This is a genomic window from Kumtagia sp., from assembly GCF_059502445.1.
The window spans coordinates 99965-124977 of record NZ_JCACER010000011.1; the positions used below are offsets into that span (position 1 = coordinate 99965).

Genomic DNA, 25013 nt, shown 5'->3' on the forward strand with positions numbered 1-25013 from the left:
TCGGGTTTTCAAAAACGGAAGGTTTCCCGCATGTGCCCTTGCCGCTCGCAAAATCCACGAATCTCGTCTTCATCTTTCCCTTAAGCTCAAACTTTGAAGTGCCATCCTATCGGCCTCGCCTTTAAACCAGTGCTTCGAAGCTCGCCCAAAGATCAAGTACCCATTTCACTCCATCCGGCCGCTTGGCGAACATAGTCGACAGCCACGCCGTCAGTGCCAGGCTGGAAATTGCGGCGCTACCGCCTCCCGAGATGCGCTCGGCCAACAGCAAAAGATGGCGTAGCGCAGGGTTCTCGTTGGTGCGCAACCACACTGCGCTTGACGGCAGGATATTCGTCTCGCCCACGACTCGCCGGAACGCCATGCCCTGTGCCTCGGCAGGGCCGGACGAAGTGCTGGTTAGTGTGATGCCATAACCCATAGCGACAAGATCAAGGAGACTGCCACGCGATACGTCATGAACGTCAATTCGCGGTCTGAATCCGGGGCGACCAAGTTTGCCGATCAGATAGTCTTCGATCTCCGAGCCGGGTCCAGATTGGCCGACGATGAAGGTCTCGCCTCGAATGTCAGTCCAAGTCAGCTCGACTAGCGACGCGAGGCGATGGTCGGCGGGAAGCGCGACAAAGATGGACTCGGTCCACAACAATTTCACTTCGTAACCCGGCATGGATGGATGCCCGGTCACGAACGACACGTCCAGGTCCGCAGCAGTTAAACTGCGGAGAACCTCGTGAGGTGTCGACTCCTTCAGCTGGACGTGAATATTTGGATGCTCCTTGCGAAAGAGCCGAAGCAGTCTGTGTAGATAGCCCGAGGTCAGCGACGCCAGTACCCCGACCTTGAGTTGTCCGCGGTCGCCCCGATGAAACTCGATTGCCCGCCGTGCGGCACGGCTGAGCTGATGGGCACCTCCAACCGCATCTCGGAGAAACTCAGCGCCAGCAGTCGTCAGCGTTGCGCCGTGCCTGCTGCGGACAAAGAGTGGAAAGCCCAACCGATGCTCCAGCCCCTGCACGCGCCTGCTTACCGTCGATTGTGGGAGTTCGAGGGCCCTTGCGGCACGTCGAAAGCTGCCGAGTTCCGCGACCGAAAGAGCGCACCTCAAATGCCGTAGATCCAGGGAAAGATCAGGCACGGCGCCGCGCCTTCGTAATCACCAAGAGCCGTCCGCGCCCGGCGCGTGCAAGGCGCCGGACGTGGACAAGCCACAATTGGTCATCGAAGCGGAAGATCAGTTCATGCCGCCGTTGACGTAGATCGTCTGCCCATTGATCCAGCGAGCGGGGCCGGCCAGGAACGAGATCACTTCGGCAATCTCGGGCGGCTGCCCGATCCGATTGAATGGATTGAAGCTTGCAATCCGCTCGACCAGGGCATCGTCCTTGCCGTTGAGGAACAGCTCCGTCGCTACTGGACCGGGGCCGATTGCGTTGACGGTGATCTCGCGGCCCCTGAGCTCGCGCGCGAGCACCAGATTCAGGCCCTCTACCGCGCCCTTTGACATCGCATAGGGACCATAAGCAGGCATGGCCTGCCGCTCCGCCGAGGTGGAAATATTGATGATCGCGCCCCCTGCCCGCATCCGGCGAGCGGCCTCACGTGCCACGAGGAAGGTGCCGCGGACATTGATCGCATGCATGCGGTCGAATTCTTCCACGGTGAAATCGACTACGGGCTTGGTCGTCATGATGCCGGCGCAGTTCACCGTGACGTCGACGCCGCCGAATTCCTGCTCGGCGAAATCGAACAAGGCCTTAACCTGCTCTTCGCTCGCGACGTCCGCCTTGAAAGCCTTCACCTCGCCGCCGGCGGCGGTGATGGCGTCCACCGCTTCCCTGGCGGCGGCATCGTTGCCGGCATAGTTGATGATGACGGCGAGTCCGTCTTGCGCAAGCCGCTCCGCTGCCGCGCGGCCGATACCGCGGGATGAGCCCGTGACGATGGCGATACGGCGATCGTTAGTAGACATTGTCTTTTCCTATTCTTGGGTTTGAGGTTCAGTTGGTATTGCTGGGGCTGCTCGCGATCAGGAGATCGCCGAGATCCGTGCGACGCAGGAACTCAGCCCGCACCCGATCCATGACAGCTTCGACGACTTCGCAGCCGTCCTGGGACAGATCGACATGGACGCGGAAGGGGCGCTTGCGGACAGGCGATGCGAGCAACGTGGCGATCGCGTCGGCGACCTGCTGCGGATTGTTGTTATCGGGCTCGAGACGATCGAGCCCTCTCATGATAATGTCGGGAATGCCGGCGTAAGGACCGCGCGCATATTCCGCCGCCACGCCGCTGTCGGCCGGTTGACCGGCATGCTCAAAGTGGCTTGTTCCTTCGGTGAACACCCCAGGCACGACGATCGTGGACTCAATGCCCCAGCGCGCGACCTCGTAAGCGTACGTCACCGCAAGCGCGTCCATTCCCGCCTTGGCTGCGAAATAGGGACCAAGGAACGGCGGGATGCCGCCCCGCACGCTCGTGGACGACACCCAGACCAGATAGCCGATACCGCGTTTGCGCATGTGCGGAAGGACGGCGCGATTGACGCGCTGCGTGCCGAGAACATTGACGTCGTAAAGCTCCGCCAGTTGCTCGGCTGTGAAGGCCTCGGTAGGCCCAAACGTCATGTGCCCGGCATTGTGGACCACGACATCCACCGTGCCCTGCTCGTCGATGATCGTCTCGACTGCCTGATCGATCGACGATTGGAGCTGGATGTCGAGATCGATGGGATTGAGGACAACCTGATTCTCGGTCGCGAATTTCGTCGCCGCTTCCGCCTTCTTTGCGTTGCGGTGATCGAGATCGCGCATTCCGGCGTAGACGATGTGACCCTGAAGGGCGAGCGTTTGGGCGGTCAACAACCCAAAACCGCTCGACGCTCCGGTGATGAGCACCACTTGGGACATTGCACGTCTCCTGCATCCAGAGGGGACCGACGCGCTCTGGTCGGCAGATGAAAGTTGATGTGAGGGTTTCGAGCGGTCGCGATTAGAGGCGACGAACCGGATGGCCCGTCCGGTCAGTCGGACAGTCAGCCGGTCGCCGTGCTCGACGCTTCAGCGCGTGTCCCGAGGCGATCGGGATAACGACCGAGCGCGAGGATCATGGCATTGGCGACTGCGATAGCGATGACCGAGCCGATGAGATGCGGAGTGTAGCTCCCGCTGCGATCGTGCAGCGCACCCCAGAGAGGAGCAGCGAGGCCGACGCCGACGGCGAAAGCCACATAGACGCTGCCAAAAATCTCGGAGTAACGGCGCGAGCCGAAATATCGGCGGGTGAGGTAAGCGATGATGTCGAGTTCGGCGCCTAGTGCCAGTCCGGCCAGAATGGCTGCAATCGCCGCAATCGACAGCGAGAGCGAGGCCGACGCCCATACGACGAGAATTCCAAGCACCGTGCCGGTGAAGTAGATCGCCGAGACAGCAGGCGCCCAGATGCGATCCATAACAGCGCCGGCGCTAAGGCGCCCCACGATCACAGCAACTCCCAAAAGACTAACAACCGGGCCGGCGTCGGCGGTGGCAATGCCTTTCTCTTCAAGCAGGGGCACGAAGTTCGGTACGAGGCCGGCGACCGCGAGAGAAAGGATGAAAACCGCGGCGCAGAGAAACCAGAAGCGATAGCTGCGATACGCTTGCGGTGGCGTCAGGCCGTCCTGATCGGCGCTTTGCTGCGCGACATGGGATCCACCCTCCGGCTCCCGGTACAAGGACAGAATGACCGCCGTCGCCAGCGCCCAGGCGATGAGCCCCAAGGTAGCGTACGTCATGCGCCAGCCGAACGCTTCCAGACCGAACTGAACATAGAGCGGGGCGAGAGCCGCAGCGACGCCCGTGCCGGACATGGTGATGCCGATCGCGAGACCAAGCCGGGATCTGAAATGGCGGCTGACGAGCGCAGTCCACGTGATCGGCAATGACCCAGCGGCCAGGATCGAAAGCATACCGTAGCTGACATACCAAAGCGCCAGCGAGCCCGGATTGATCGCCAGCAGGAGATAACCGATGCCATGGCCGGCAAGTCCTGCCAGGCCGACTGTCCGAACGCCGTAGCGAGCAACCAGCTTGCCAACGAGCGGGCCAGTGACGATCCCAAGGAGCATCAGGACAGTATAACCGGCGAAGAACTCGGCGCGGCTCCAGCCAAATTCTTCCGTCACGGACGCAAAGAAAAGCCCTTGTGTGTAAAAGGTGATTGAAAGCAGACCGCAGCCCGTCCCGACCATCGCGGTGACAAGAACCTTCCAGTTGCTCCTGACCTCCGCAGGTATATTGATCGAGGACATGTTAGCCTCCCTCGCCTTGCGTCGATTGATTGAACAAGACGATAGCGGCGTTATGATCGATCGATTAGCCGAATAGTTGCGAACGGGCCGTCCGGCATGTCGGACAATCTAACAGGGCAATTGCAATCCTTGCCGGCATTGGATTGTCCAGCCCATCTCTTGCGTTCGTTTGTACGGCCCTTCAGACGGGCCGTCCGGGTCCGTCCCGCTTATCGCAGGATCTTAAGTGCGCGAACATCATCCTCAGGCGCACGAATAGATTAGCGTTGGCACTCGGCTCAATCGATCGTCGATGTAGCTAGGCATGACTGAGATTTGCGAGCGCCTGCAACAACTCCCAAGAACGCAGGAGACTATGATGAGCGATGAGACCACGCCCAAGGAAGCCAATCGGATCGGACGACGCGGACTGCTGAGTGCAGCGGCGCTCGCTGTTCCGGCAGTTGCCGCTCTATCCAGCAGGAGTGCAAACACACAGTAAACTCAGCCCGCCAACAATAAGGCCGCGCTGGTGACCGGCTCTTCACGCGGGATCGGGGCCGCCACCGCCAGACGTTTGGCGCAGGATGGCTACGCCGTGACGATCAACTACCTTGAGAGCCGTGATCTGGCAGCGACCCTGGTCCGCGAGATCGAAGGCGCCGGTGGTCGCGCGATCTCCGTCCAGGCGGACGTCAGCGATCCTGCCGCGGTTCGCCGGTTGTTCGACGCGCACGATCAGGCCTATGGCGGCGTCGATGTCGTGGTCGCCAATGCCGGCATCATGCGGCTCGCCCCGTTCAGCGAGATGACGGACGCGGATCTCGCCCGCATGTTCGCCGTCAACGCCAAGGGCAGTTTCAACACATTGCGTGAAGCCGCCCGCCGGGTGCGCGATGGCGGCCGCATCATCACGCTGTCTTCCAGCCAGTCGAAGATCCGGTCGCCGGCCTATGGCCCCTATGGCTCGACCAAGGGCCTGCAGGAGCATTTCGCGGCGGTCCTGGCTAAGGAACTGGCGGGTCGCATGATCCCCGTCAACGCCGTCGCGCCGGGCGCGGTGAACACGACGCTGTTCACGAACGGCAAGACGCCCGAGGTAATTGCCGGCTTTGCGGCAAACACGCCGCACAAGCGCCTCGCGGAGGCATCCGACATCGCAGACAATATCGCCATGCTGTGCAGTGACGACGGTTTCTGGATCAACGGCCAGACCGTCTTCAACAATGGCGGTCTGGCCTGATTACACAGTCTTGACGACGATCGCCGCATGTAACCCAGCGGCGGCCGTCTTCGCCTATGGCGAAGATGATAGGGAAGCGGCGCCAACAGCATCGATCGCGCGTCGCTGCTTTACAAAGTCTACGAACGCGCGGAGCGGCGACGGCATGTGGCGGCGGCTATGATAATAGAGATAGGGACCGTCGAACTCCTGCCACCAAGGCTCAAGGATCGGAACCACGAGGCCCGATTCGAGGTGCGGCCGGAGGAAATCTTCAAACGTATAAATAATGCCGGCCCCGGCGGCGGCGCCTGCGAGTTGCAGATCGATGGAGCTTGAGACCAGCGGGCCATCGGGCACGACACGCAAAAGATCTTTGCCGCGCTCGAACTCCCAGGTCCCCACCGAACCGTTCGGAAAGCGGTTGCCGATCAGGCGATGGCTGGTCAGTTCGCGCGGCTCCTCAGGCGTGCCAAAGCGATCGAGATAGCCCTGCGAGGCGGCCGCCACAAACCGTTGGCGGCGAGGTCCGATAGGCACCACGATCATGTCCTTGGCGATGCTTTCCTCATAGCGAACGCCCGCATCGAAACCGCGACCGATGACGTCGGTGAAGTCGTTCTCCATGACGACATCGATTCGAACGCCGGGATAGGTGTCGAGAAAGCCTGTGACGATCTCGGGCAGGATATGCCGCGCCACGGGCACGGGAACGTTCAACCGAAGTGTCCCGACCGGGCGACTGGAGTCGTCACGCAGGTCGTTCACGGCCGCTTCGATCTCCGCAAATGCCGGCCTCACGCGATCAAGAAGCCGCGAGCCGGCCTCGGTCGGCGTGATGCTGCGTGTCGTGCGGTTGAGAAGCCGGATGCTGAGGTCGGTCTCAAGCCGCTTGATGGAGTCACTGAGTGTCGAAGCACTCACGCGCCTGATCTGCGCCGCGACGCGGAAGCCACCAGCATCGACCACGGCAATGAAGTTCGAGACGTCGGAAAAATTAAGAGAGCCCATTAGCTGGCCTTTCGATCACGCACAAACTGGGCGACCGGCCAGAGCAGCGCACGCGCCAACCCGCTATTTTTAGCGCCATGTCCATCATCCGGCAATGGGCTGAAATCCGGACGCCCCGTTCGGCGTTTCGTACAATCCAACTGTCCGGCTCACCGAACGGGCCGTTCAAGTTTGACCGGATTATCGTGCATGCGCACCACGGCTATGGTGCCGTGACGAATTGTGCACGTAGATCCCGCAAGAGAGGCCGCAATGACAGAACAGTCATCCTTCATAGAGACCGAGGCGGATGTCGAGCGCGCGCCGACGTCGTATTTCCTTCCCAGGCTCGGGCCCTTCTATCTACGGATACAGCCGATCACCTATGCTTTGCTGCGGATATCCTTTGCCCTTATCATCCTGACCCACGGTATTCCCAAGGCATTTGGCACGCCTCATGGATCGATGGCCGATCCGATGACCGGCGCGACCAACATGATCGCCAACGTGCTCCACCTTCCGTTTCCGTACGCGCTCGCTGTGGCAGCCATGCTGCTTGAGACGGTCGGCGCCATCGCCGTGGCCGCCGGCTTCATGACCCGGTTCTTTGCAGCCGCGCTGGCGGTGCAGATGGCGGTCATCTGTGTCGCCCATGCGCCGACATTCGCGTGGATCGATCGCGGCTACGAATACCCGCTGATGCTCGGCTTCGTCGCCCTGCACATCGCGATCACAGGTGGCGGACGCTACGGCGTAGATCGCTGGCTTTCCAAGCAGCTATGACCGCGCGGCCCACCGCATCCCGCCCCCATATTGAGGCTCGCCCGACGTCTGGTGAACTCGCAAAAACAATCAGCGACCACGAACAGCTCGCCGACATCGAGGATCAACGACATGCACGAACTGAATGGACCCGATCCACAATCTGACGAAGACGCCCTTGCGATCAGCCGGCGCGATATGATGCTGGTCGGCGCGGCAATGACCGGCGCTGCTCTCGCTGGAGCGCATAGCGCCGAGGCGCAGACCCCTGTCACGCAATCCGCCGCACCGGGGGCGACAGTTCCTCTTCGACTGCAAGTGAACGGCCAGCCGATCGAGGTCGTCGTCGATCCGCGTACCTCCCTGCTCGACTTACTGCGCGAGCGGCTTGAGCTGACAGGTGCGAAGAAGGGATGCGATCACGGCCAGTGCGGCGCCTGCACCGTGCATATCGATGGTCGCCGCGTCGCCTCCTGTCTCACCCTTGCTGCAACAACACAGGATCGCGCGGTGCTGACGATCGAAGGCCTGTCGCTCCGCGAGGGGTCGCTGCACCCGATGCAGCAGGCGTTCATCGACCACGACGCCCTGCAATGCGGCTATTGCACGCCGGGGCAGATTATGGCGGCGGTCGCGTGTGTGCAGGAAGGTCACGCCTCCAACGCGGCCGAGATCCGCGAATATATGAGCGGCAACATCTGTCGCTGCGGCGCTTACGTCGGCATCGTCGCCGCGATCCAGGACGCTGCCACCGCGATGGGGAGAGGCTGAGCCATGCGAGCCTTCTCCTACACACGGGCCACATCCCCCGAAGCCGCGATTGCCTCGCAGGCTGCAACCGGCGCCCGCATCCTTGCCGGCGGCACCACGCTCTACGATCTGATGAAGCTCGACGTCGAGTCGCCGTCGCATCTGGTGGATGTGACCCGAATTTCCGGCCTGAGTGACATTCAAATAGAACGGGACGAGCTCGTCTTCGGCGCCCTCACCCGCATGAGCGACGCGGCCGCCCACCCTGCTGTTCTGCAGCGCGCTCCGGTGCTCGCTGAGTCGCTCTCGAAAGCGGCCTCGCAGCAACTGCGCAACATGGCCACGCTTGGCGGGAACCTCCTGCAACGGACCCGCTGCGCCTATTTCCGGAACGGCCCCGAATACCCCTGCAACAAGCGGACGCCTGGCAGCGGCTGTGCGGCCATTGCGGGGCTGGATCGCGGTCACGCCTTGCTTGGCGGCAGTTCGTCCTGCATCGCGGTCTATCCAGGCGACTGGGCCGTTGCCCTGGTCGCGCTCGACGCCACCGTGGATGTGCTTGGACCAGGAGGGATGCGCAGCGTCCCTGTCGCAGAGCTCCATCGTCTTCCGGGAGAAACGCCGCACCTCGAGACCGTGTTGTCGCCGGATGAGATGATCCTTCGCATCCGGGTTCCGGTCGGGCAGATCGGCCAGACCTCGACCTACCACAAGATCCGTGATCGCGAGTCCTACGCCTTTGCGCTCGTCTCGGCCGCCGTGGCCTTGGAGCTGGACGATGGCGTGGTGCGGCAGGCCCGCATCGCGCTCGGGGGAGTCGCGACGCGGCCCTGGCGTGTGCCGGCAGCCGAGGCGGTGCTGGCTGGACGGCGTCTCGACCGCGCTGCCGCGCTGGAAGCCGGACGACTGGCCTTCACCGATGCCCGCCCCGGCCGACACAACGGGTTCAAGGTCGCACTCGGCGCCGAAGCAGTCGCCGACGCTCTCATGATTGCAGCAGAACGGAGTATGCGCCGATGAGCGATACCATTTATCCCGATCGCGCACGGGTCGACGCCCATGACAAGGTGCGCGGTGTCACTCGCTTTGCCGCCGACGTGCCGCTGCCACGCCTCGCCTACGCGATGACCGTGCCCTCCCGGATCGTGCGGGGCCGCCTCGCCGCTATTGATATCGATGCGGCCGCCGCCCTCGATGGCGTCCTCAGGGTCCTCACCTGGCGCGATTTCGACGGGATCAAATCCGCCGGCTATCTGATGGGCGGCGGGTTCGGCTTCCAGAGCCATCAGCCGATGCTGTCCGACCAACTCGTCCATCGCGGCGAACCGATCGCGCTCGTGGTCGCAGAAACTTTGGAGATCGCAATCGAGGCTGCCGCGCTGATCCAGCCCCGATACGAGGAGGAGCCCTTTGCGTCGTTGCTGGACGATGCGCGTGCCGAGACTCTCGATCCGCAGCCGGCCCACAATGTGGGCGACGCTGAGGCGGCGCTTGCCGCTGCCGCCTTCAGCGTGGAAGCCGAGTATTTTTCTCCCGCCCAGTTCCAGAATCCGATGGAGCTGATCGCGACCGTCGCCGAATGGCGCGACGGCACGCTGACCCTCCATGAGGGGACGCAGAATTCCGGCGCGCTTAAATTCGGCACGGCGGCGGCCCTCGGTCTCGATCCCGCGCGTGTGCGGGTGAATAGCGCGTATCTCGGCGGCGGCTTCGGCCAGAAGAACTCGCTGCAGAGCCAGACGGTGCTGGCCGCGCGCGCGGCCATTCTGCTCGGGCGACCTGTCAAGCTCGTCATGCCACGCGCCCAGCTCTTCCACACCGCGAGCTTTCGGCCGGCCAGCCGCCACAGAATCCGACTGGGTGCGAATGCGGATGGGCGGATCATTGCGGCGCGCTACGATGCTGACATGCAAAACAGCCGCGCCGACACGTTCCGCGCGAGCTTCAGCGAGATCACAGCACGGCTCTACGCCATCGAGAATTATACGAGTAGTGCGCGGCTCGTGCGCACGGACATACAGTCGCCGGGGTACATGCGCGCGCCTTTCGAGCATCCGGCCGCCTTCGCCTTCGAAAGCGCCGTGGACGAGCTGGCCTACGCCGCCGGCCGCGACCCGCTGGCTTTTCGTATCGCTAACGATGCGCAGACCGATCCGGTCACCGGGGGACCCTTCTCCTCGCGCTTTCTGGCCGAATGCCTCAGGGATGGCGCGGAGCGCTTCGGCTGGTCGCGGCGCGACCCTGCTCCCGGATCGATGCGCGCTCCCGACGGGACGCTGATCGGTTGGGGCGTCGCCGTCGGCGCTTACAAGGCGGCCATGGCCCCGGCGATCGCGCGTCTTCGTGTCCGCGCGGACGGAACGACCAGGATCGCCGTCAGCGGCCACGAGATGGGTCAGGGCATTCGCACCGCCATCCTCGCCGCCGTGACCGAGGGACTCGCCATCGATCCGGCACGCGTCGAAATCGTCATCGGTGACCCGGACGCCGCGCCCCAGCACGTCACCGCCGGTTCGTGGGGAACGGCAAGCTCGGTCCCCGTCGTACGGCGGGCCGTGCAGGCCATGCAGGTCCAGTTCGACGAACTCAGGAACGGCCGGACCGTCAACGGCACGATCCATCAGATGCTCGCGCGCTGGCGACGCCCCTATATCGAGGTCGAGACCCGCCTGCAGGCGCCCGGCCAGCCCGATGCCGTCTTCGATCGGCTTCAGCGCGGTCTGCCGGCGGCCGGCGGCCCGGAGTACAAGCCCTTCGTCAGCTTCAGCTACATCGCGCACTTCGTCGAGGTGCGTGTCGAGCCGACAACACGCCGCATCCGCGTGCCGCGTGTCGTCAGCGTCGTCGACTGCGGCCGGGTCGTCAGCCCGCGCACCGCCGAAAGCCAGGTGCATGGCGGTGTCGTCTGGGGCATCGGTGCAGCCCTTCGAGAGGCTGGTGAGATCGATCCGCGCTTCGGTGGCGTGCTAAACAACGACCTGGCCGAATACATCGTCCCCGTGAACGCCGATATCGGCGCGATCGACGTCGCCTTCATCAACCGGCCCGACCCGTTGCTGAACGATGCTGGCGTGAAAGGCCTCGGCGAAGTTTCTATGGTCGGCGTCGCTGCCGCCATCGCCAACGCTGTGTACCACGCGACGGGGCGGCGCGTGCGGCAACTGCCAATGCGCATCGACGACCTGATCTAGCAGGGACGCCCCGAGCGCTTTATTTGAAGGAAGACAAAATGCCAACACAGACCGCACATGTGCCGACCGAAAATGGCAGCCGCTATCTCCAGCAGCTTTGCAAGCATTGGTCACACGATCTCAAGACCGTGTTCACACCCGAGCATGGAACAGTGGCGTTTCCAAGAAATGCGCGAGGCGCCAATTTCGCTGGCGATGCGCTGGTAACCTTCGTCGCGGCGTCGGCGACCCTTGAGGTCCGCATCGAGGCCAGCGAGGCCGAGCAACTCGCGCGTTTGAAGGACGTCGTGGCGAATCACCTCGATCGTTTCGCGTTTCGCGAGGCGCCGCTCACCTTCAATTGGCAGTAGGAAGCCCACTGACCGCTTGCGTTCTCGCTTCGCAAGGCATCCGAGCGCGTTCAGCGGTAGGCCGTGCCCCTGGCCGCCTCTCCATATCATGGCCTCGCGACCGGGAATTCGTGTAAGACGCCGTTGATCCGCGCAATGTGATCAGTGCGCAGGCTCAGGCTCGCCGTGGCGACGTCCAGCTCGAGGAAAGTGCATCAGGCCGAGGCCTGCCGAAGCGTTGTCCCTCGGAAATGCTCAGATGCCGGTCGGGATAGCGCTACTACAGACGCGTATCTCGTCTCACGCCGCCAACGGAAGAAGGTCGAGATGCAGTACCTGCCCGGCACCTAGAATTAGCGGCGAACGGCAGCGCAGTTAACTCACCTATGTTGCCTCTTTGATATCCGTTTCTCTGATATCTGAATTGAATGTTAATGCGCCGACATCGATAGGCTGACCTCAAGCTACCACTGCCAAGCCTGGCGAAGCGCGCAAGCGGGAGATGTCGCGCGCCGGCGGTTCTCCGAAGTGGCGGCGATATTCGCGACTGAACTGCGACGGGCTTTCGTAGCCCACGCTCAAGGCGGCAGTCGCGACATCGATGTCCTGGACTAGCATGAGGCTGCGTGCGTCCTGCAGCCGGAGCTGCTTTTGGAATTGCAGCGGCGTCATCGCCGTCACGGCGCGAAAATGCTCGTGCAGGCTCGACGGACTCATGCCGACCTCCGCGGCAAGCCGCTCGATGCTGAACCGTTCCCGGAAGTTCTTGCCGATCCAGGCGATGGCGCGGCCGACCTGTGCCACTTTACCCTGGCCGGAGGTGATGTGGCGCATTCTGGCGCCGTCTGGGCCGGCGAGGAGATGATAGAGGATCTCCTGCTCAGCAAGCGGCCCGAGCACGGGCAGCGCTGCCGGATCATCGAGCAGGCGCAGCAGGCGCAGCGCAGCGTCGAGCAGACCGGCGCCGGCATCGGACACCGTCTTGCCTATGGGCGGCGATGGTGCTCCCGGTGGCGGCGGCACGCGCGACGCCAAGTCCCCAAGCATCACCGGTTCAAAATCGAGGTACAGGCAGAGATAGGGCTTGTCAGGAGTCGCTTCGACCACATGGCCGACAGCGGGTAGGTCGTAAGTCACGACTCCATAACGCCCCGGTGCATATCTGAACACGCGGTCGCCCAGCGTGACCTCCTTGTGCCCCTGCGCGACGAGGCACAGTTGCGGCCGGTAAACATTCGGCATCGGCATCGTGACCGTGGAGGATCGAACAAGCGTCACGCGCTCGATGGGGGTAGCGTGGAAGCCATCCTTCGAGACGTATCGAGCGATTATCGCAGAAATTTCCTTCAGTGTTTCCATGGGCCGACCATCACACGCGCGCGGAAGTGCGGCAACGCGAAACCGCAGCTTCCCGGAGGATCGGGCAGAAATCTCGGCGCATCAGGCTAACGGTCTGGGCTCCCGCGTATCAAAATGCCTGGGACGCGTCGGGTCACAGCAGGCCCTGGCCGCAGAACCAGTATGGGACAAACATGGCAATCGATAATCTGAAGATACCCACAGTCGCTCTGGGCACCTGGGCCTGGGGCGACAGCGGCGAGACTGGCAACGGCTATTTCGGCAGCTCCATGACTCAGGCTGGCCTGGAAGAGGTCGCCGACAAGGCGCATGCGGCCGGGCTCACCCTCTGGGACACCGCCATCGTGTATGGCATGGGCCGTTCAGAGACCGTACTCGGTGAAGTGTTAAAGCGCTTCGCCCGCAGCGACTACCAGCTCTCCACGAAGTTCACCCCGCAGGCTGCGGGAGCCGGCGACGATCCGGTGGCGGACATGCTGGAGCAGAGTCTGGCCCGCCTCGGCGCCGAGTACATCGACATTTACTGGATTCACAATCCAGCCGATGTAGCGCGGTGGACGCCTCACCTGATCCCGTTGCTGAAGAGCGGCAAGGTCAAACATGTCGGCGTCTCGAACCATAATCTGAGCCAAATCAAGCAAGCCAACCAGATTCTCGGCGAAGCCGGGTTCCGGGTCGAGGCCGTCCAGAACCACTACAGCCTTGTCTACCGCAGCGCTGAGGATGCCGGCATCCTGGATTACTGCCGCAACCAGGGCATCCCGTTCTTCGCCTATATGGTGCTCGAACAGGGCGCCTTGACCGGCAAGTACAGTCCGGAGAACCCGCTGCCGGAAGGCACAAACCGGGCGCAGGCTTACAACGGCATGCTGCCTCAGTTGAAGGCGCTGACCGACAAACTCGCCTCGGTCGGCCAGAAGCAGGGTGCGGCGGCTTCTGATGTTGCGACGGCTTGGGCGATCGCCAAGGGCGCGACGCCGATCATCGGCGTCACCAGGCCCCACTACATCGAGGGCCTGGTCCGGGCCACCAGCATGACGCTCACCAGCGACAACATTGTCGAGCTGGAGGCTCTCGCTGACGCCGCTAACGTGAACACCCGCGGCTGGTGGGAACAAGAAATGTAGTTCGAAGGGCGTTCAGGAAAGGATGCCCAATACCGGCGAGGGCGTCAGCATCATCGCCGATCCGCAAAACCTGGACGCCTCAAAATGACGACTGCAACGGTTGGGAGAACCGCATGGCCAAGCTCAACATCAACGGCAAAGTCGTGGATTTTGACGTCGAGGACGATACCCCGTTGTTGTGGGTGATCCGGGAGCACGCCGGTCTCACCGGCACCAAGTATGGCTGCGGCGTCGCCCAGTGCGGCGCCTGCACCGTGCATATCGATGGCGGCGCGGTGCGTTCCTGCTCGATGCCCGCGAGCGCGGTATCCGAGGACCAGAAGATCGTCACGATCGAAGGCCTTGGCAACGAGAAACCCCATCCTGTCCAGGAGGTGTGGGCAGAGCTCGACGTCGCGCAGTGCGGCTTCTGCCAGACCGGCATGATCATGGCGGCGGCTTCCCTGCTCGCCCAGAACCCCAACCCGACCGACGAGGCGATCCGCAGCGAGATCAGCAACATTTGCCGGTGCGGGACCTATCCGCGCGTCCTCGCCGGCGTGAAGCTGGCGGCGACCCGTCTTGCGGCCAACCGAGGCTAAGGAGCGCCTGTCATGTTGAACACGACCCTCCCGTCGCCCACCCGCCGCGCGTTCCTGGCAACCTCGGCAGCCGGCGCGTTCACGCTGGCGTTCTCTCTGTCGGGTCCGCGCCAGTCGCTCGCACAGACGACCGACCGCGAGGTCAACGCCTGGATCGTCATCCAGTCCGACAACAGGGTCATCATCCGCACCGCGCGCGCGGAGATGGGACAGGGCGCGCTCACGGGCCTGGCACAGCTGATAGCCGAGGAGCTCGGCTGCAACTGGGCAGACGTCGGATTCGAGCTGGTGAAGCCCGGCGAGAACCGCCGCCGCAACCGGCCCTGGCGCGACATGGCCACCGGCGGCTCGACCGCGATCCGCAGATCACAGGACTACGTCCGCATGGCCGGCGCCACCGCGCGCGTCATGCTGGTGCAGGCTGCGGCCGAAGCGTGGGGCGTCCCCGCGTTGGAATGCGCCGGCGTCAACGGCTTGGTCACCCATGCACGCTCCGGCCACAGCGTGACCTATGGCGCAGTGACCACGCGCGCAGCCCAGCTGCCGGTCCCGACCAATGTGACCCTGAAGGATCCGAAGGACTGGACGATTGCCGGCAAGCCGCTCAGGCGGCTCGACACCGCCGACAAGCTCAACGGCTCGCTGGTCTACGGAACCGATTTCACAATGCCCGGCATGCTGGTCGCGCTGCCGAAGGCCTGTCCCGTACATGGCGGCAAGCTGGTGAGCTTTGACGCCAGAAAGGTCACCGGCATGCGCGGCGTGCGGTATGTGCTGAAGGTCGACGATGAAACCGTGGCCGTGGTCGCCGACACCTTCTGGCGCGCCAGGACCGCGCTCGAAGCGTTGCCGGTCGTTTGGGACGAAGGCGAGAACGCCAGGGTCTCCAGCGAGACCATTGCCGCGCAGCTGAAGGAGGGTCTCACCGCCGAGACCAACTTCATCGGCAACCGCCAGGGCGATGCCCGCGGCGCGCTCGCCAAGGCGTCGCGGGTCATTGAGGCCGATTACAGCTATCCCTACCAGAACCACGCGCCCATGGAGGTACTGTCCGCCACCGTGCGCTGGACCCCCGAGCGTTGCGAGATGTGGGGACCGACCCAGATGGCCGAGGCGGCGCTCGCGATCATGTCGACCGCGGCAGGCGTTCCGCCCGAGGCATGCGAGATACACACCATGCGCATCGGCGGCAGCTTCGGCCGCCGGCTGCAGAGCGACTACGTGCGGATGGCGACCCTCATCGCCAAGCAGATTCCCGGCACGCCAGTGAAGATGATGTGGACCCGCGAAGAGGACATGATGCAGGGTCGGTTCCATCCGATCACGCAGTGCCGCCTGCGCGGTTCGCTGGACGCCCAGGGCAATCTCGAAGCGCTGCACATGCGCATCTCTGGGCAATCCATCGCCCACTACGCGATGCCCAACCTGATGAGTGCCAACGGTGATCCCCTGGTGTTCCAAGGCCTGGTTGCGGACGGCAGCGAGATGGCGATCGGCTACACGATCCCAAACCTCCTGATCGACCACGCGATGCGCAATACGCATGTGAGGCCTGGGGCCTGGCGCGGAGTCAACCTCAACCAGAACGCCATCTATCTCGAGTGCTTCATGGACGAGCTGGCGCAGGCGGCCGGCGTTGATCCGCTGGAGTTTCGCCGCCGGTTGATGACCCGTCATCCCAAGCACCTCGCGGTACTCGAGGCGGCTGCCAAAGGCATCGGCTGGGGCACCCCGGCACCCGCTGGCCGCCATCGCGGCATCGCCCAGATCATGGGCTTTGGCGCCTACGTCGCCGGTGCCGCGGAGGTCTCGGTCACCCAGGGCAAGCTGCAGATCCACCGCATCGTCGCCGCGACCGATCCCGGTCACGTCGTCAACCCGCAGCAGGTGGAAGCTCAGATCGCCGGCTCGTTCGTATATGGCCTCTCCGCCATGCTCTACGGCGAGTGCACGGTCAAAGACGGCCGCATCGAGCAGCAGAACTTCGACACCTACAACGTGCTCAGGCTCGACGAGATGCCGGAGGTCGAGGTCATCGCCATGCCATCGGGCGGGTTCTGGGGCGGTGTCGGCGAGCCCACGATTGCGGTGGCAGCTCCTGCGGTCATGAACGCGATCTTTGCCGCCACGGGCAAGCGCGTGCGGCAGCTGCCGCTGAAGAACATCGACCTGCAGACTGGTAGTTGATGGGTGCTGACCCCGCCTATGTGACGCCGAGAGTATCCGTCTTCCCTCGAGCGGGCACACAATCCCCTCCCCCGCGCAGGCGTCTTCGTCAGCATCGCCCATGACGGCAGCCTCGACATCGACCGCGGTTACGTGCGGGCCGAAGATGAAGCGCCGATCGAGCCCGAGGGCGAGACCGGCGTAGAAGCCGGCGGTGATCCCGCCGAGCCCGTGGTGCAGCGGGCGGTCATCACCATCGGTAACCAGCCTGTCGAACCCGAGGAGGACGAGGACGACGGCGTCATCAAGCCGCTGCCGGAGCGTCTGGTCGTCGAGCTGACGGCCTATCGCACGCTCGCGCTGCGCAACGCCGTCGCGGAGAATCCGCACGTCGCCATGACCGCGCTGCTCCACAAGCTCGTCTCGGACACCTTCATGACCCGCATGTACACGGGCGCCATGGAAGCCGGAGTGAAGCACATCTTCTTCCCGGTCCAGGACGCCCCCTTGAAGGACAGCCCGTCGGCGCGCGCGGTGCAGGACCGCCACGCCGCCTGGGCGGGTGACATCCCGAAAGAGGACGACGCCCTATGGGACTGGCTCGCGGGCCTCGACGACACCAGCCGGATGGCGCTTCTGGCGCATTGCGTCAGCTACGGCGTGAATGCCCTCTATGAGCGCCCGAACCGCACAGCGCCGGCGGCGTATCCCAGCACACGCTCGACATGCGGCTCGCCCAGGCCGACCGCCTGACCCGGGCGACCGGGCTCGATCTGGTTGAGACCGGCTGGCGTCCGACCTTCGGCAACTACCTCAACCGGGTCACCAAGCCCCGCATCCTGCAGGCGGTCCGCGAGGGCGCCGGAGAACAGGCCGCGCAGCTCATCGACCATCTGAAGAAGGGCGACATGGCCAAGGAAGCCGAGCGCCTGCTGGCCGACACCGGCTGGCTGCCGGAACCGCTGCGCCTGGCCGCCGCGGCCGAGGCGGCCACCCCGGAGACCCAGACCGGAGACCCAGACCGGCGGCGAGGATGACGGCGCGGCGCTGCCCGACTTCCTCGCGGGCGATGACGAGGAGCTCGCCGGCGAAGACGACGAACGCCACCTCGTCGCGGCCGAGTGATCGCGCAGGCGGGGCGGCGTCGACCGCTCCGCCTATCCCTCCAGCCAAGGAGCAGCACCATGTCGCAATCCAGCCCGGCGCCCCGGCGCGTCGTCTTCCAACATCTCGTGCCCGTGCATGTCGAGGTCGAGGACGGGCTCGCTTCCCGCGTCACCGTCATCGACGAAACGCCGGTCCGCGATCCCACCGTCGTCGAGGGCGATTCTGCCGATCTCGACGACGCGGTGCGGGCTACCGACGACGGCCAGCCCTCGCCGTCCTGGCAGTTCAGCTACTAACCCGACCACCCTCCGCCCTCCCGGGCCCGGCCCAGCGCCGGGCTTTTTTCGTTTCAGGAGCCCGCCATGACCGATTTTCTCACGCGCTATTCATGCCTGCTCGACGTCGGCACCACCGACAACGCGGCGCGGGCCTTCGACATCTACACGGCGCTCATCGCCGAAACTGCTCTCGCTTTCGCCCGAATACGGGCCGGCTCGCTTGTGCTGCGCGACGCGGGCAGCGCCGACCAACAGCTCGCGATCACCTGCGTGACACGCTGCGCGAGGCCTTCGGCCTGACCGGGGACTGGGGTTTTCAATGGGCGAACATCGCCTCGAACCCGTCGTCGATGGCTTCTCTGGCGGCGCCCATGTCCTCGATCTTTCGACGGGCCGGACGCTCGAATGGACCAGCACCCGGCGCTGGCTCGCCTTACAGGCGTTGGGAAATGAGAGGCCGAATGTTCGATCGCGACCGGCGATGCCGCCACCACCTCGTTCAGGCAGGCGTAACGGGCGCCAGGGACGAAGCACGGCCGAGCCGCGCCGTTCAAGCGCAACGACGAGATGCTGCAGATCGTGCCGAAGGGCGTGATGCACTTCCCCGGCACCGGCATCCACGACAACCTCGCCGACAAGGCCAGGAAGCTGGGCATCCCGGTCTGGAAGTTCGGCGGCGCGTGAGCGCTGTCCGAGACTTGATATCTCCGAACGGCCCTGCCGACCGCCGCCTTCATGCCGTCGGCTCGGCGTCCGGCTTGTGATCGGTAAGAGATCCCGTCGCTCACGCACACCGCGATACCGAGCCTTTATCGCTCCTCGATACGCCCGATGGTTGACACTCCCGTGGCCAGTTCCTCGCACAGCGACGACCATGCCGCTGCTTGATTCAGAAGAACCTTTTGCAGGTATGCGAGCGTAACCCTCTGCACGAGCGCAACACGCTCGGGATTCTCGTCGGTGGTTTCGGTGACCTCATATCCGGAAATGCCGCCGAGCATATGCTCTCCGCCGAGCAGCGTAAGCAGCGCTTGCCCGCCCGGACTGAGGTGGAACGGATCGGCGAACCAGTCCGGGCCACGAACCGTCAGCGGCGACCTGTCGGCATCGCCGGCCACCACCAAGGTCGGCGTCGTCATATGGTCGAAGCCGGAATCCAGATAAGGGGTCTTCTCGAGCGCAAACGGGCTCAGGTCTGAACCGCCTCGCCCGCCGGACGCAAGAAGGATACCGGCTCTGATGCGCGGATCGGACATGTCCTCGCCGTCACCGCCGTCACCAAGCATCCGCGCGCCCAGCAACATGCTCGTCGTCTGTCCACCGAAGGAGTGGCCTGCTGCGGCGACCAGTTCATTATTTGCCCGCCCTTTAAGATCCGGCGCCCGCGCCTCAATCGCGTCAAGATTGTCGAGGATGCGCCTTATGTCATCGACGCGCGTTCGCCAGATCAGCGGTTGTCGCGGATCGTCCTGTGCCAGACCGAGCCGCTTCGCGTCGAGATGGGTTGGCTGGATCACGACAAAGCCGCGCGCGGCCCAATAGTCGGCCAGCGGCGCATAGCCATCCATCGAGGAGCCGAAGCCATGCGAAAACACGATGATCGGAAGTCCGTCGCCTAGAACAGGCGCGGATAAGCGCAGTTGCAGGTCTTCTCCCCGCCCCGCTGCCGGCAATGCGAGAGATCGCACCGATAGAACGGGTGTCGGCGCTTCCATGTTGGCGTCTCGGTGAATCTGCTGGCCGGTCATGAAGACTCCTTTCAGATAGAGACCGGCCGCGAACAGAAGTCGTTGGCGACCAGTCTGGATTTTAGACCTGATCTCGATATATGACTGCTCAGAACATATCTAGAACGCATATTTTTGGGATCAGGTCATATGGATATGACTTCACCAGCTGACTTGCCTGCGGACTGCGCCGGCGTGGGAGATGTTTTAGGCCGCGTCGGAGACAAATGGACGGTGCAGATCGTCGTAACACTCCACCGCCAACCCAGGCGCTTTAACGAGATAAAGCGCCTGGTCGCTGGTATCTCGCAACAGATGCTGACCCGCACGCTCAAAGCGCTGGAGCGAGACGGCCTGGTTAAGAGGGTTGTGCACGACACGACACCGCCCCAGGTCGAATACTCCCTAACGTCCCTCGGCATGTCGCTGTCGGAGCCGCTTCGGGCGCTGGCCGCTTGGGCGATCGCCCATCGCTCATCGATCCGCGACAATCGCCATTCATACGATCACAGGCAATAGCCGCGCAGGTGCAGCCGTCCGCTTCAGCGCCATGATTGCTATGCTTTCGGTTCTACCTTGTGAAACCTCAGCTTAGCTCTAGGCGGCTGATATGGCTGCGCCGCGGCGGGTTCCCCAGGTTCAGCGTGATGCTTCTTCAGGTGTCGAGGAGATCGGCTGCGAACAGCTCTTCGACGGCGATACGACGACTGGAAAGCCCCTGCTCGTGGAAATACCGGCAGAAGGTGTCGAGCGCCGCCCGGTTCGCCGTGACGCCATACGGCCACAAGTCCTCACCGAGGAGCGTGCGGTTCCGATCAAGCAGCGGCGTCAGCCATGGTACTGTCGTCTTGAAGTTCATTTCCGCCATACCCACGCGACGGCGATCAAGAGCAGCGTCCTTCGCCTTGGTGAACACGTCGTAGATTGCGCGGGCGAGGTAAGGCTCCGCCTGAAGCAGATCGCGGCGAACGACCAGCGTGTGCATGATCGGGAAGATGCCAGTGCGCGCAAAATAGTCGCGCTCGACCGCCTCATGATCGGGGAAGAGACGTGCAACGCGTGGCGAGCCCTCAACGAAGCAGCGCGGTGTGCGCGCCGACATCAACGCCTGGATTTCCCCGCTCTCGAGCATGTCGCTGAGCGTGCGCCCCTCAGGCACGGGCTGCACCTCGACATTCATGGGGTGCGGCTGTGCGATGAAATCGAATGGTGGCATATACCAGTCGGTCGCGCCGATCACCCAGCGGCATTGATCGGGCCTGAGGCCGAACTCGTCGGACAGGATGCCCTTCGGCCAGACGCCTCCGTCATGGCCGTACATGCCGAACTCGCCGATTGTCTTGCCGGCCAGATCCTCCGGCCGCCTGATCCCGCTCTGCGTGTTGACGTAGATCGCCGAGTGCCGGAACACGCGGGCGAGGAAGATGGGCAGGGCCACGAACGGCGAATTGCCGGCGTCGAGCAGCCGCAGATGATAGGTCAGGCCAAGTTCCGCCACGTCGTAGGCGTGGTCGCGGATCATCCTTTCGAAAATGTCGGAGGGTATATCGGCGCTGTGCATCCGAACTTCGGCGCCCTCGATCCCGATGCTGCCGTCGAACAGCCCCGCGACATGATCATAGCGTGAGCAGCCGATATCGAGCGTCCTCATGTTCATCGTCCCTCGCCGCGCCGGATGCCAGCGACAAGGCGTTCCCAATTACCGCTGGCGATGCCTGCCCGCTCAGCCGCGGATAGCTCGGCTTCCTCCAGGAAACGATATCCGTCGCGGCTGGCCGGCACGAAGGGATAATCGGTCGAGAAGAGGATCCGGTCCGCGCCGATCACTTCCTTTGCCCAGCGAAGGTAACGTTGGCTGAACATTCCGCTCGGCCTGACATAGACTTGGTCGCGAACATACTGCTCGAAGCTTCGCGGCAGCCTCGCGGCCTTGTGCAGAAGATCGATCCTTTCGAGATAGAAAAGGATGACCTCTCCCCAATGGCCTAGAATGAGTGTGAGATCGGGAAAGCGATCGAGCACGCCCGACAGGATCAGGCGGATGACCTGCACCCCTGTCTCATAACGCCAACCGACACCGCCGATGGCGAACAGCGCGCTGACCTCAGGGGCAAAGCCATCGTATAGTTGCGCCCGCACGGCCGGGGTCGGCGATTGCGGGTGGATGTACAGGGGAGCGCGCAGCTGCGCGGCGGCCTCGTAGATCGGCCAATAGTCCGGGTGGTCCATGTTCCTGTCACGCGTGCGACCGAACAGCATCGCGCCATTCAGGCCGAGCCGCGTCACAGCGCGCTCAAGTTCTTTGACGGCCGCGCTCGGATCCGGGGTGGCGAGTGTAGCGAAGGCCTGAAAGCGGTCGGGCCGCGCGCGCACCGTCTCGGCGAGCAGGTCGTTGGTTTGCGTCTGCAGCCGGACCGCATCGTCGGCGTTCAGATTCTGGAGGCCTGGCGTCGTCAACGACAGCACCTGAACGTCGATGCCGCTCGCGTCCATCGCGGCGATACGCTGCTCGCCGAATTCCTGCAGGGCTAATCCGGCGGCGCCCTCCGACGAGGGTCTGAAGCCGACGTCCTGCCATTGCGGGTCGAGCTGACGCCAGGTTTCGACCACTTCCGGCGTTGCGATATGCTCTTCGAGCGCGATCAGGCGCATTGATCAGCTCTCCAGCAGGGCGGGAACGAATACCTCTTCGATCGTCCAGCGTTTCTTCGACAGTCCCTGCTCGTTGTGATAGCGCAGGAAGGCTTCGATCGCGGGTCGGTTCTTGGCGATGCCATAAGGCCACCAGTCCTCGCCCAGGGTGTCGATATTTTCCTGCATCAGGTGACTGAGCCAGGGGATCATCACCGTCATGTTGTTGAACGTCATGCCCTTGCGGAGTTTCGCCGCCATGGCCTCCTTGGCGTCGACAAAGCCCTTGTAGACAGCCCGCATCAGAGCCTCGTCATCCGCCAGCTCCTTCTTGACGGCCACCATGTGCATGATCGGGAAGATGCCGGTGCGCTTGTAGTAGTCGCGCTCGACGGTCTCGTAATCCTCGAACAGCCGCCCGACGTTGGGCCGCTTTTCCAACACACACTTCGGGGCATCGGCGGAGATCAGGGCGTCGATCTCGCCCGCCGCGAGCATCTCGCCAAGATCGTCATCGCCCGTCGCGTAAATGACCTCGAGGCCGTCCGGCACGGGCTTGGGCAGCCAGTCGATCGGCTTCAACGCGAAGTCGATGCCGCCGACGATCCACCGACAGCTTTCGGGCCGAAAACCAAACTCGCCCGACAGCATGCCCTTGGGCATCACGCCCGCATCATGGCCGTAAAGCGCGAGCTCGCCGATGCGCTTGCCGTTAAGGTCCTCAGGTCTTTCGATCCCTTTGGTCTTGTTGATATAGATCGCCGAGTGGCGGAACATATGCAGCAGCGGCACCGGCAGCAGCCGGAACGGTGCCTCATCTGTGTCCATCGTCCGCAGGAAATAGCTGAGGCCAAGGTCCGAGACGTCATAGGCGCGGTCCTTGACCATCGCTTCGAATATGTCCGTGACGATGCGGCCATTGTGGAAGGTCGCATCGACGCCCTCGATCTTCACTTCCCCGTCGCGCAGCGCTTGGGCGCGATCGTAGTTCCAAAAGCCGATGTCCAGTTTGCGGTTCGCCATGACGCATCTCCTTTAGGCTCGCGTAAGTCATACCATATAAATATATTTACATGGCTTCAATCCCTGTGCATAAGATGCATTCCCGAACTCGGCGGCTGGATGAGGAGATTGCGATGCGGGTCGCCCCTGAGGTCCTGAAAGACTTCTTTGAGAGCAGGACGTTGGGCTCACCCGATGCAGCGATTGGGTTCGTTCTTTGGCGTCTCTTGCATCGCTTCCAGCGTGAGATGAACCGGGAGTTGAATGAGGCAAACCTCACCTATCTTCAATTCACCGCGCTGGCGCTCGTGGCCTGGAGCAACAGGTCTGGCGAACCGGCTTCGCAGGCGGAATTGTCACGCGCCGCCGAGATTGAGCCGATGCAAATGTCGCAGATGATGAACGTGCTTGAGACGAAGGGATTTATCGTTCGGCACGCCGGCAAGCCGCATCCACGCGCCAAATCGGCGTCGATCACGCCCGCAGGGCTTGATACACTCGAAAGCAGCATGGCGATTGCGATCGAAGTCCAAAAGCGTGTGTTTGGCGAGAGCGGTTCTCCGGGAGGAGACCTTCTCACCATCCTTCAAGCCCTGTGACTCGTCCTTCGAGAAGCTATGCAGTCCGCGCCTCGACTATCCCCGACCCGCTTCTCGACACGAGAAAGGTAGAACTCGAGATGTCAGGTCAAGACGTTAGCGCGGCACCTGTTCGGCACCTAGCCGCTTCGAAGAAAGGCAGCGCAGTCAACTCCGCCTATGTGGCCTCTATGGTATCCGTTTCTACGCCCCCTGCCTCTGATGTCTTTCGCGCCGCAGAATTCTGCAGCATGTATGGCAGTGCGGAAGCGTAAGGCACCGGGCCCGGGCGGGTGAAACAAAGCCCCAAAGCGAACCTTGACAGACTACCGCGATGATCAACTCAAGACGCGGCGACACGACCCTTGTCGTACTGCCGAAGGAGGGCGGTAGTGGCAGACAGCAAATTCCTTACGCCTGACGAGGTAGCTGAACGCTACCGGGGCGGCATTTCGGTTGGGACGCTTCGAAACTGGCGCGCGATGCGTCTTGGCCCGTCCTTCGTCAAAATTGGCAAGGCCGTGCTCTACCCACTCGACGAACTTGATGCATGGGATGAAAAGAATAAGGTGCAGTGCCGTGCATCCAAGGGACCCGTCGAGCACAGGGGTGATCAGGCGTGATGGTCACGTTCGGGCAAAATCAACCGATCCCAGTCTCCGGCACCACTCCTCGTGTCCCTGCCACTTACCTAATACAAATCAACATCTTAGCATGTTGGAAGGCATGGTCCACAATCATCCCTCCGGCGACCCGACGCCGTCGCGCGCCGACATCGAGATGACCAAGACCATCATCGCCTCCGCCAAGCCGCTCGGCATTTCGGTTCACGACCACATCATCATCGGCAAGAAGGCGCATGCCAGCATGAAGGGGCTGTTGCTGATTTAGGGCAGTAGGGCAGTAGGGCAGTAGGGCAGTAGGGCAGTAGGGCAGTAGGGCA

General features: G+C 63.2%; 24 protein-coding genes and 2 pseudogenes. 16 read left to right on the forward strand and 10 right to left on the reverse strand.

Translation table 11 applies throughout. From position 1 onward, the window contains the following. Nucleotides 1-121: 121 nt before the first annotated feature. The 4 genes from AC5JDC_RS05410 to AC5JDC_RS05425 all read right to left on the reverse strand — a co-directional run bounded on the left by AC5JDC_RS05410 (nt 122) and on the right by AC5JDC_RS05425 (nt 4291). Nucleotides 122-1138, reverse strand: coding sequence for a LysR family transcriptional regulator (locus AC5JDC_RS05410; protein WP_495839818.1), 1017 nt, complete (start codon nt 1136-1138; stop codon nt 122-124). 96 nt (nt 1139-1234) lie between these two features. Beyond that, the gene (locus tag AC5JDC_RS05415) at nt 1235-1972 is read right to left on the reverse strand and encodes an SDR family oxidoreductase (protein WP_495839820.1); all 738 of its coding nucleotides are present in this window, start codon (nt 1970-1972) and stop codon (nt 1235-1237) included. Nucleotides 1973-2000: 28 nt separating this feature from the next. Beyond that, entirely contained in the window at nt 2001-2909 is a 909-nt protein-coding gene (locus tag AC5JDC_RS05420; protein WP_495839822.1) for an SDR family oxidoreductase, read from the reverse strand. A gap of 125 nt (nt 2910-3034) precedes the next feature. Next, entirely contained in the window at nt 3035-4291 is a 1257-nt protein-coding gene (locus AC5JDC_RS05425) for an MFS transporter (RefSeq protein ID WP_495839824.1), read from the reverse strand. 508 nt (nt 4292-4799) lie between these two features. Here AC5JDC_RS05425 and AC5JDC_RS05430 point away from each other — a divergent pair. After that, on the forward strand, nt 4800-5513 hold the full coding sequence (locus AC5JDC_RS05430; protein WP_495839864.1) for an SDR family oxidoreductase: 714 nt from the start codon (nt 4800-4802) through the stop codon (nt 5511-5513). A gap of 54 nt (nt 5514-5567) precedes the next feature. On the opposite strand, the gene AC5JDC_RS05435 is transcribed toward AC5JDC_RS05430, so the two are convergent. Next, a complete protein-coding gene (locus AC5JDC_RS05435) occupies nt 5568-6503 on the reverse strand; it encodes a LysR family transcriptional regulator (RefSeq protein ID WP_495839826.1) in 936 nt (311 codons plus the stop codon). Nucleotides 6504-6755: 252 nt separating this feature from the next. Between AC5JDC_RS05435 and AC5JDC_RS05440 the strand changes: the two genes are divergently transcribed. The 5 genes from AC5JDC_RS05440 (at nt 6756) to AC5JDC_RS05460 (ending at nt 11535) form a co-directional block, all read left to right on the forward strand. Next, entirely contained in the window at nt 6756-7265 is a 510-nt protein-coding gene (locus tag AC5JDC_RS05440; protein WP_495839828.1) for a DoxX family protein, read from the forward strand. A 111-nt stretch (nt 7266-7376) separates the two neighbouring features. Further along, nucleotides 7377-8015, forward strand: coding sequence for a (2Fe-2S)-binding protein (locus AC5JDC_RS05445; RefSeq protein ID WP_495839830.1), 639 nt, complete (start codon nt 7377-7379; stop codon nt 8013-8015). 3 nt (nt 8016-8018) lie between these two features. Next, a complete protein-coding gene (locus AC5JDC_RS05450) occupies nt 8019-9014 on the forward strand; it encodes an FAD binding domain-containing protein (RefSeq protein ID WP_495839831.1) in 996 nt (331 codons plus the stop codon). Beyond that, nucleotides 9011-11185 carry a xanthine dehydrogenase family protein molybdopterin-binding subunit gene (locus AC5JDC_RS05455; protein ID WP_495839833.1) on the forward strand — a complete coding sequence of 725 codons (2175 nt, stop codon included), beginning with the start codon at nt 9011-9013 and terminating at the stop codon, nt 11183-11185. Before AC5JDC_RS05450 ends, AC5JDC_RS05455 begins: the two co-directional genes overlap by 4 nt. A 38-nt stretch (nt 11186-11223) precedes the next feature. Further along, nucleotides 11224-11535 (forward strand): DUF2218 domain-containing protein, encoded by a 312-nt coding sequence (locus AC5JDC_RS05460; protein ID WP_495839835.1) that lies wholly within the window; start codon nt 11224-11226, stop codon nt 11533-11535. 438 nt (nt 11536-11973) lie between these two features. On the opposite strand, the gene AC5JDC_RS05465 is transcribed toward AC5JDC_RS05460, so the two are convergent. Further along, a complete protein-coding gene (locus tag AC5JDC_RS05465; protein ID WP_495839837.1) occupies nt 11974-12873 on the reverse strand; it encodes an AraC family transcriptional regulator in 900 nt (299 codons plus the stop codon). A gap of 173 nt (nt 12874-13046) precedes the next feature. Here AC5JDC_RS05465 and AC5JDC_RS05470 point away from each other — a divergent pair, with 173 nt between their 5' ends. The 6 genes and pseudogenes from AC5JDC_RS05470 to AC5JDC_RS05495 all read left to right on the forward strand — a co-directional run bounded on the left by AC5JDC_RS05470 (nt 13047) and on the right by AC5JDC_RS05495 (nt 18432). Beyond that, on the forward strand, nt 13047-14000 hold the full coding sequence (locus AC5JDC_RS05470; RefSeq protein ID WP_495839839.1) for an aldo/keto reductase: 954 nt from the start codon (nt 13047-13049) through the stop codon (nt 13998-14000). Nucleotides 14001-14113: 113 nt separating this feature from the next. Beyond that, nucleotides 14114-14581: a (2Fe-2S)-binding protein gene (locus tag AC5JDC_RS05475; RefSeq protein WP_495839841.1), complete on the forward strand. Its 468-nt coding sequence runs from the start codon at nt 14114-14116 to the stop codon at nt 14579-14581. A 12-nt stretch (nt 14582-14593) separates the two neighbouring features. Beyond that, nucleotides 14594-16768 (forward strand): xanthine dehydrogenase family protein molybdopterin-binding subunit, encoded by a 2175-nt coding sequence (locus tag AC5JDC_RS05480; RefSeq protein WP_495839843.1) that lies wholly within the window; start codon nt 14594-14596, stop codon nt 16766-16768. Between the two features lie 75 nt (nt 16769-16843). Then, nucleotides 16844-17872: pseudogene (locus tag AC5JDC_RS05485) on the forward strand (DNA-binding protein); the annotation flags it as partial. A gap of 59 nt (nt 17873-17931) precedes the next feature. Beyond that, nucleotides 17932-18150, forward strand: coding sequence for a hypothetical protein (locus tag AC5JDC_RS05490; protein ID WP_495839845.1), 219 nt, complete (start codon nt 17932-17934; stop codon nt 18148-18150). A gap of 66 nt (nt 18151-18216) precedes the next feature. Next, nucleotides 18217-18432 carry a hypothetical protein gene (locus AC5JDC_RS05495; RefSeq protein ID WP_495839847.1) on the forward strand — a complete coding sequence of 72 codons (216 nt, stop codon included), beginning with the start codon at nt 18217-18219 and terminating at the stop codon, nt 18430-18432. 509 nt (nt 18433-18941) lie between these two features. Here AC5JDC_RS05495 and AC5JDC_RS05500 read toward each other — a convergent pair. Then, the gene (locus AC5JDC_RS05500) at nt 18942-19880 is read right to left on the reverse strand and encodes an alpha/beta hydrolase family protein (protein ID WP_495839849.1); all 939 of its coding nucleotides are present in this window, start codon (nt 19878-19880) and stop codon (nt 18942-18944) included. 129 nt (nt 19881-20009) lie between these two features. Here AC5JDC_RS05500 and AC5JDC_RS05505 point away from each other — a divergent pair, with 129 nt between their 5' ends. Next, nucleotides 20010-20378, forward strand: a complete 369-nt coding sequence (locus AC5JDC_RS05505; protein ID WP_495839851.1) for a winged helix-turn-helix transcriptional regulator — start codon at nt 20010-20012, stop codon at nt 20376-20378. 136 nt (nt 20379-20514) lie between these two features. On the opposite strand, the gene AC5JDC_RS05510 is transcribed toward AC5JDC_RS05505, so the two are convergent. Genes AC5JDC_RS05510 through AC5JDC_RS05520 form a run of 3 tightly spaced genes read right to left on the reverse strand, consistent with a single transcriptional unit; the run spans nt 20515 to nt 23513 of the window. Beyond that, the gene (locus tag AC5JDC_RS05510; protein ID WP_495839853.1) at nt 20515-21510 is read right to left on the reverse strand and encodes a substrate-binding domain-containing protein; all 996 of its coding nucleotides are present in this window, start codon (nt 21508-21510) and stop codon (nt 20515-20517) included. Between the two features lie 2 nt (nt 21511-21512). After that, a complete protein-coding gene (locus AC5JDC_RS05515; RefSeq protein ID WP_495839855.1) occupies nt 21513-22511 on the reverse strand; it encodes an amidohydrolase family protein in 999 nt (332 codons plus the stop codon). Between the two features lie 3 nt (nt 22512-22514). Beyond that, nucleotides 22515-23513 carry a substrate-binding domain-containing protein gene (locus AC5JDC_RS05520; protein WP_495839857.1) on the reverse strand — a complete coding sequence of 333 codons (999 nt, stop codon included), beginning with the start codon at nt 23511-23513 and terminating at the stop codon, nt 22515-22517. A gap of 113 nt (nt 23514-23626) precedes the next feature. On the opposite strand from AC5JDC_RS05520, the gene AC5JDC_RS05525 reads away from it, so the two are divergent. From AC5JDC_RS05525 to AC5JDC_RS05535, 3 genes and pseudogenes are all read left to right on the forward strand, one after another. Continuing rightward, nucleotides 23627-24091, forward strand: coding sequence for a MarR family winged helix-turn-helix transcriptional regulator (locus AC5JDC_RS05525; RefSeq protein WP_495839859.1), 465 nt, complete (start codon nt 23627-23629; stop codon nt 24089-24091). A gap of 371 nt (nt 24092-24462) precedes the next feature. After that, a complete protein-coding gene (locus AC5JDC_RS05530; protein WP_495839861.1) occupies nt 24463-24693 on the forward strand; it encodes a helix-turn-helix transcriptional regulator in 231 nt (76 codons plus the stop codon). 103 nt (nt 24694-24796) lie between these two features. Continuing rightward, nucleotides 24797-24961: pseudogene (locus tag AC5JDC_RS05535) on the forward strand (JAB domain-containing protein); the annotation flags it as partial. Nucleotides 24962-25013: the final 52 nt, after the last annotated feature.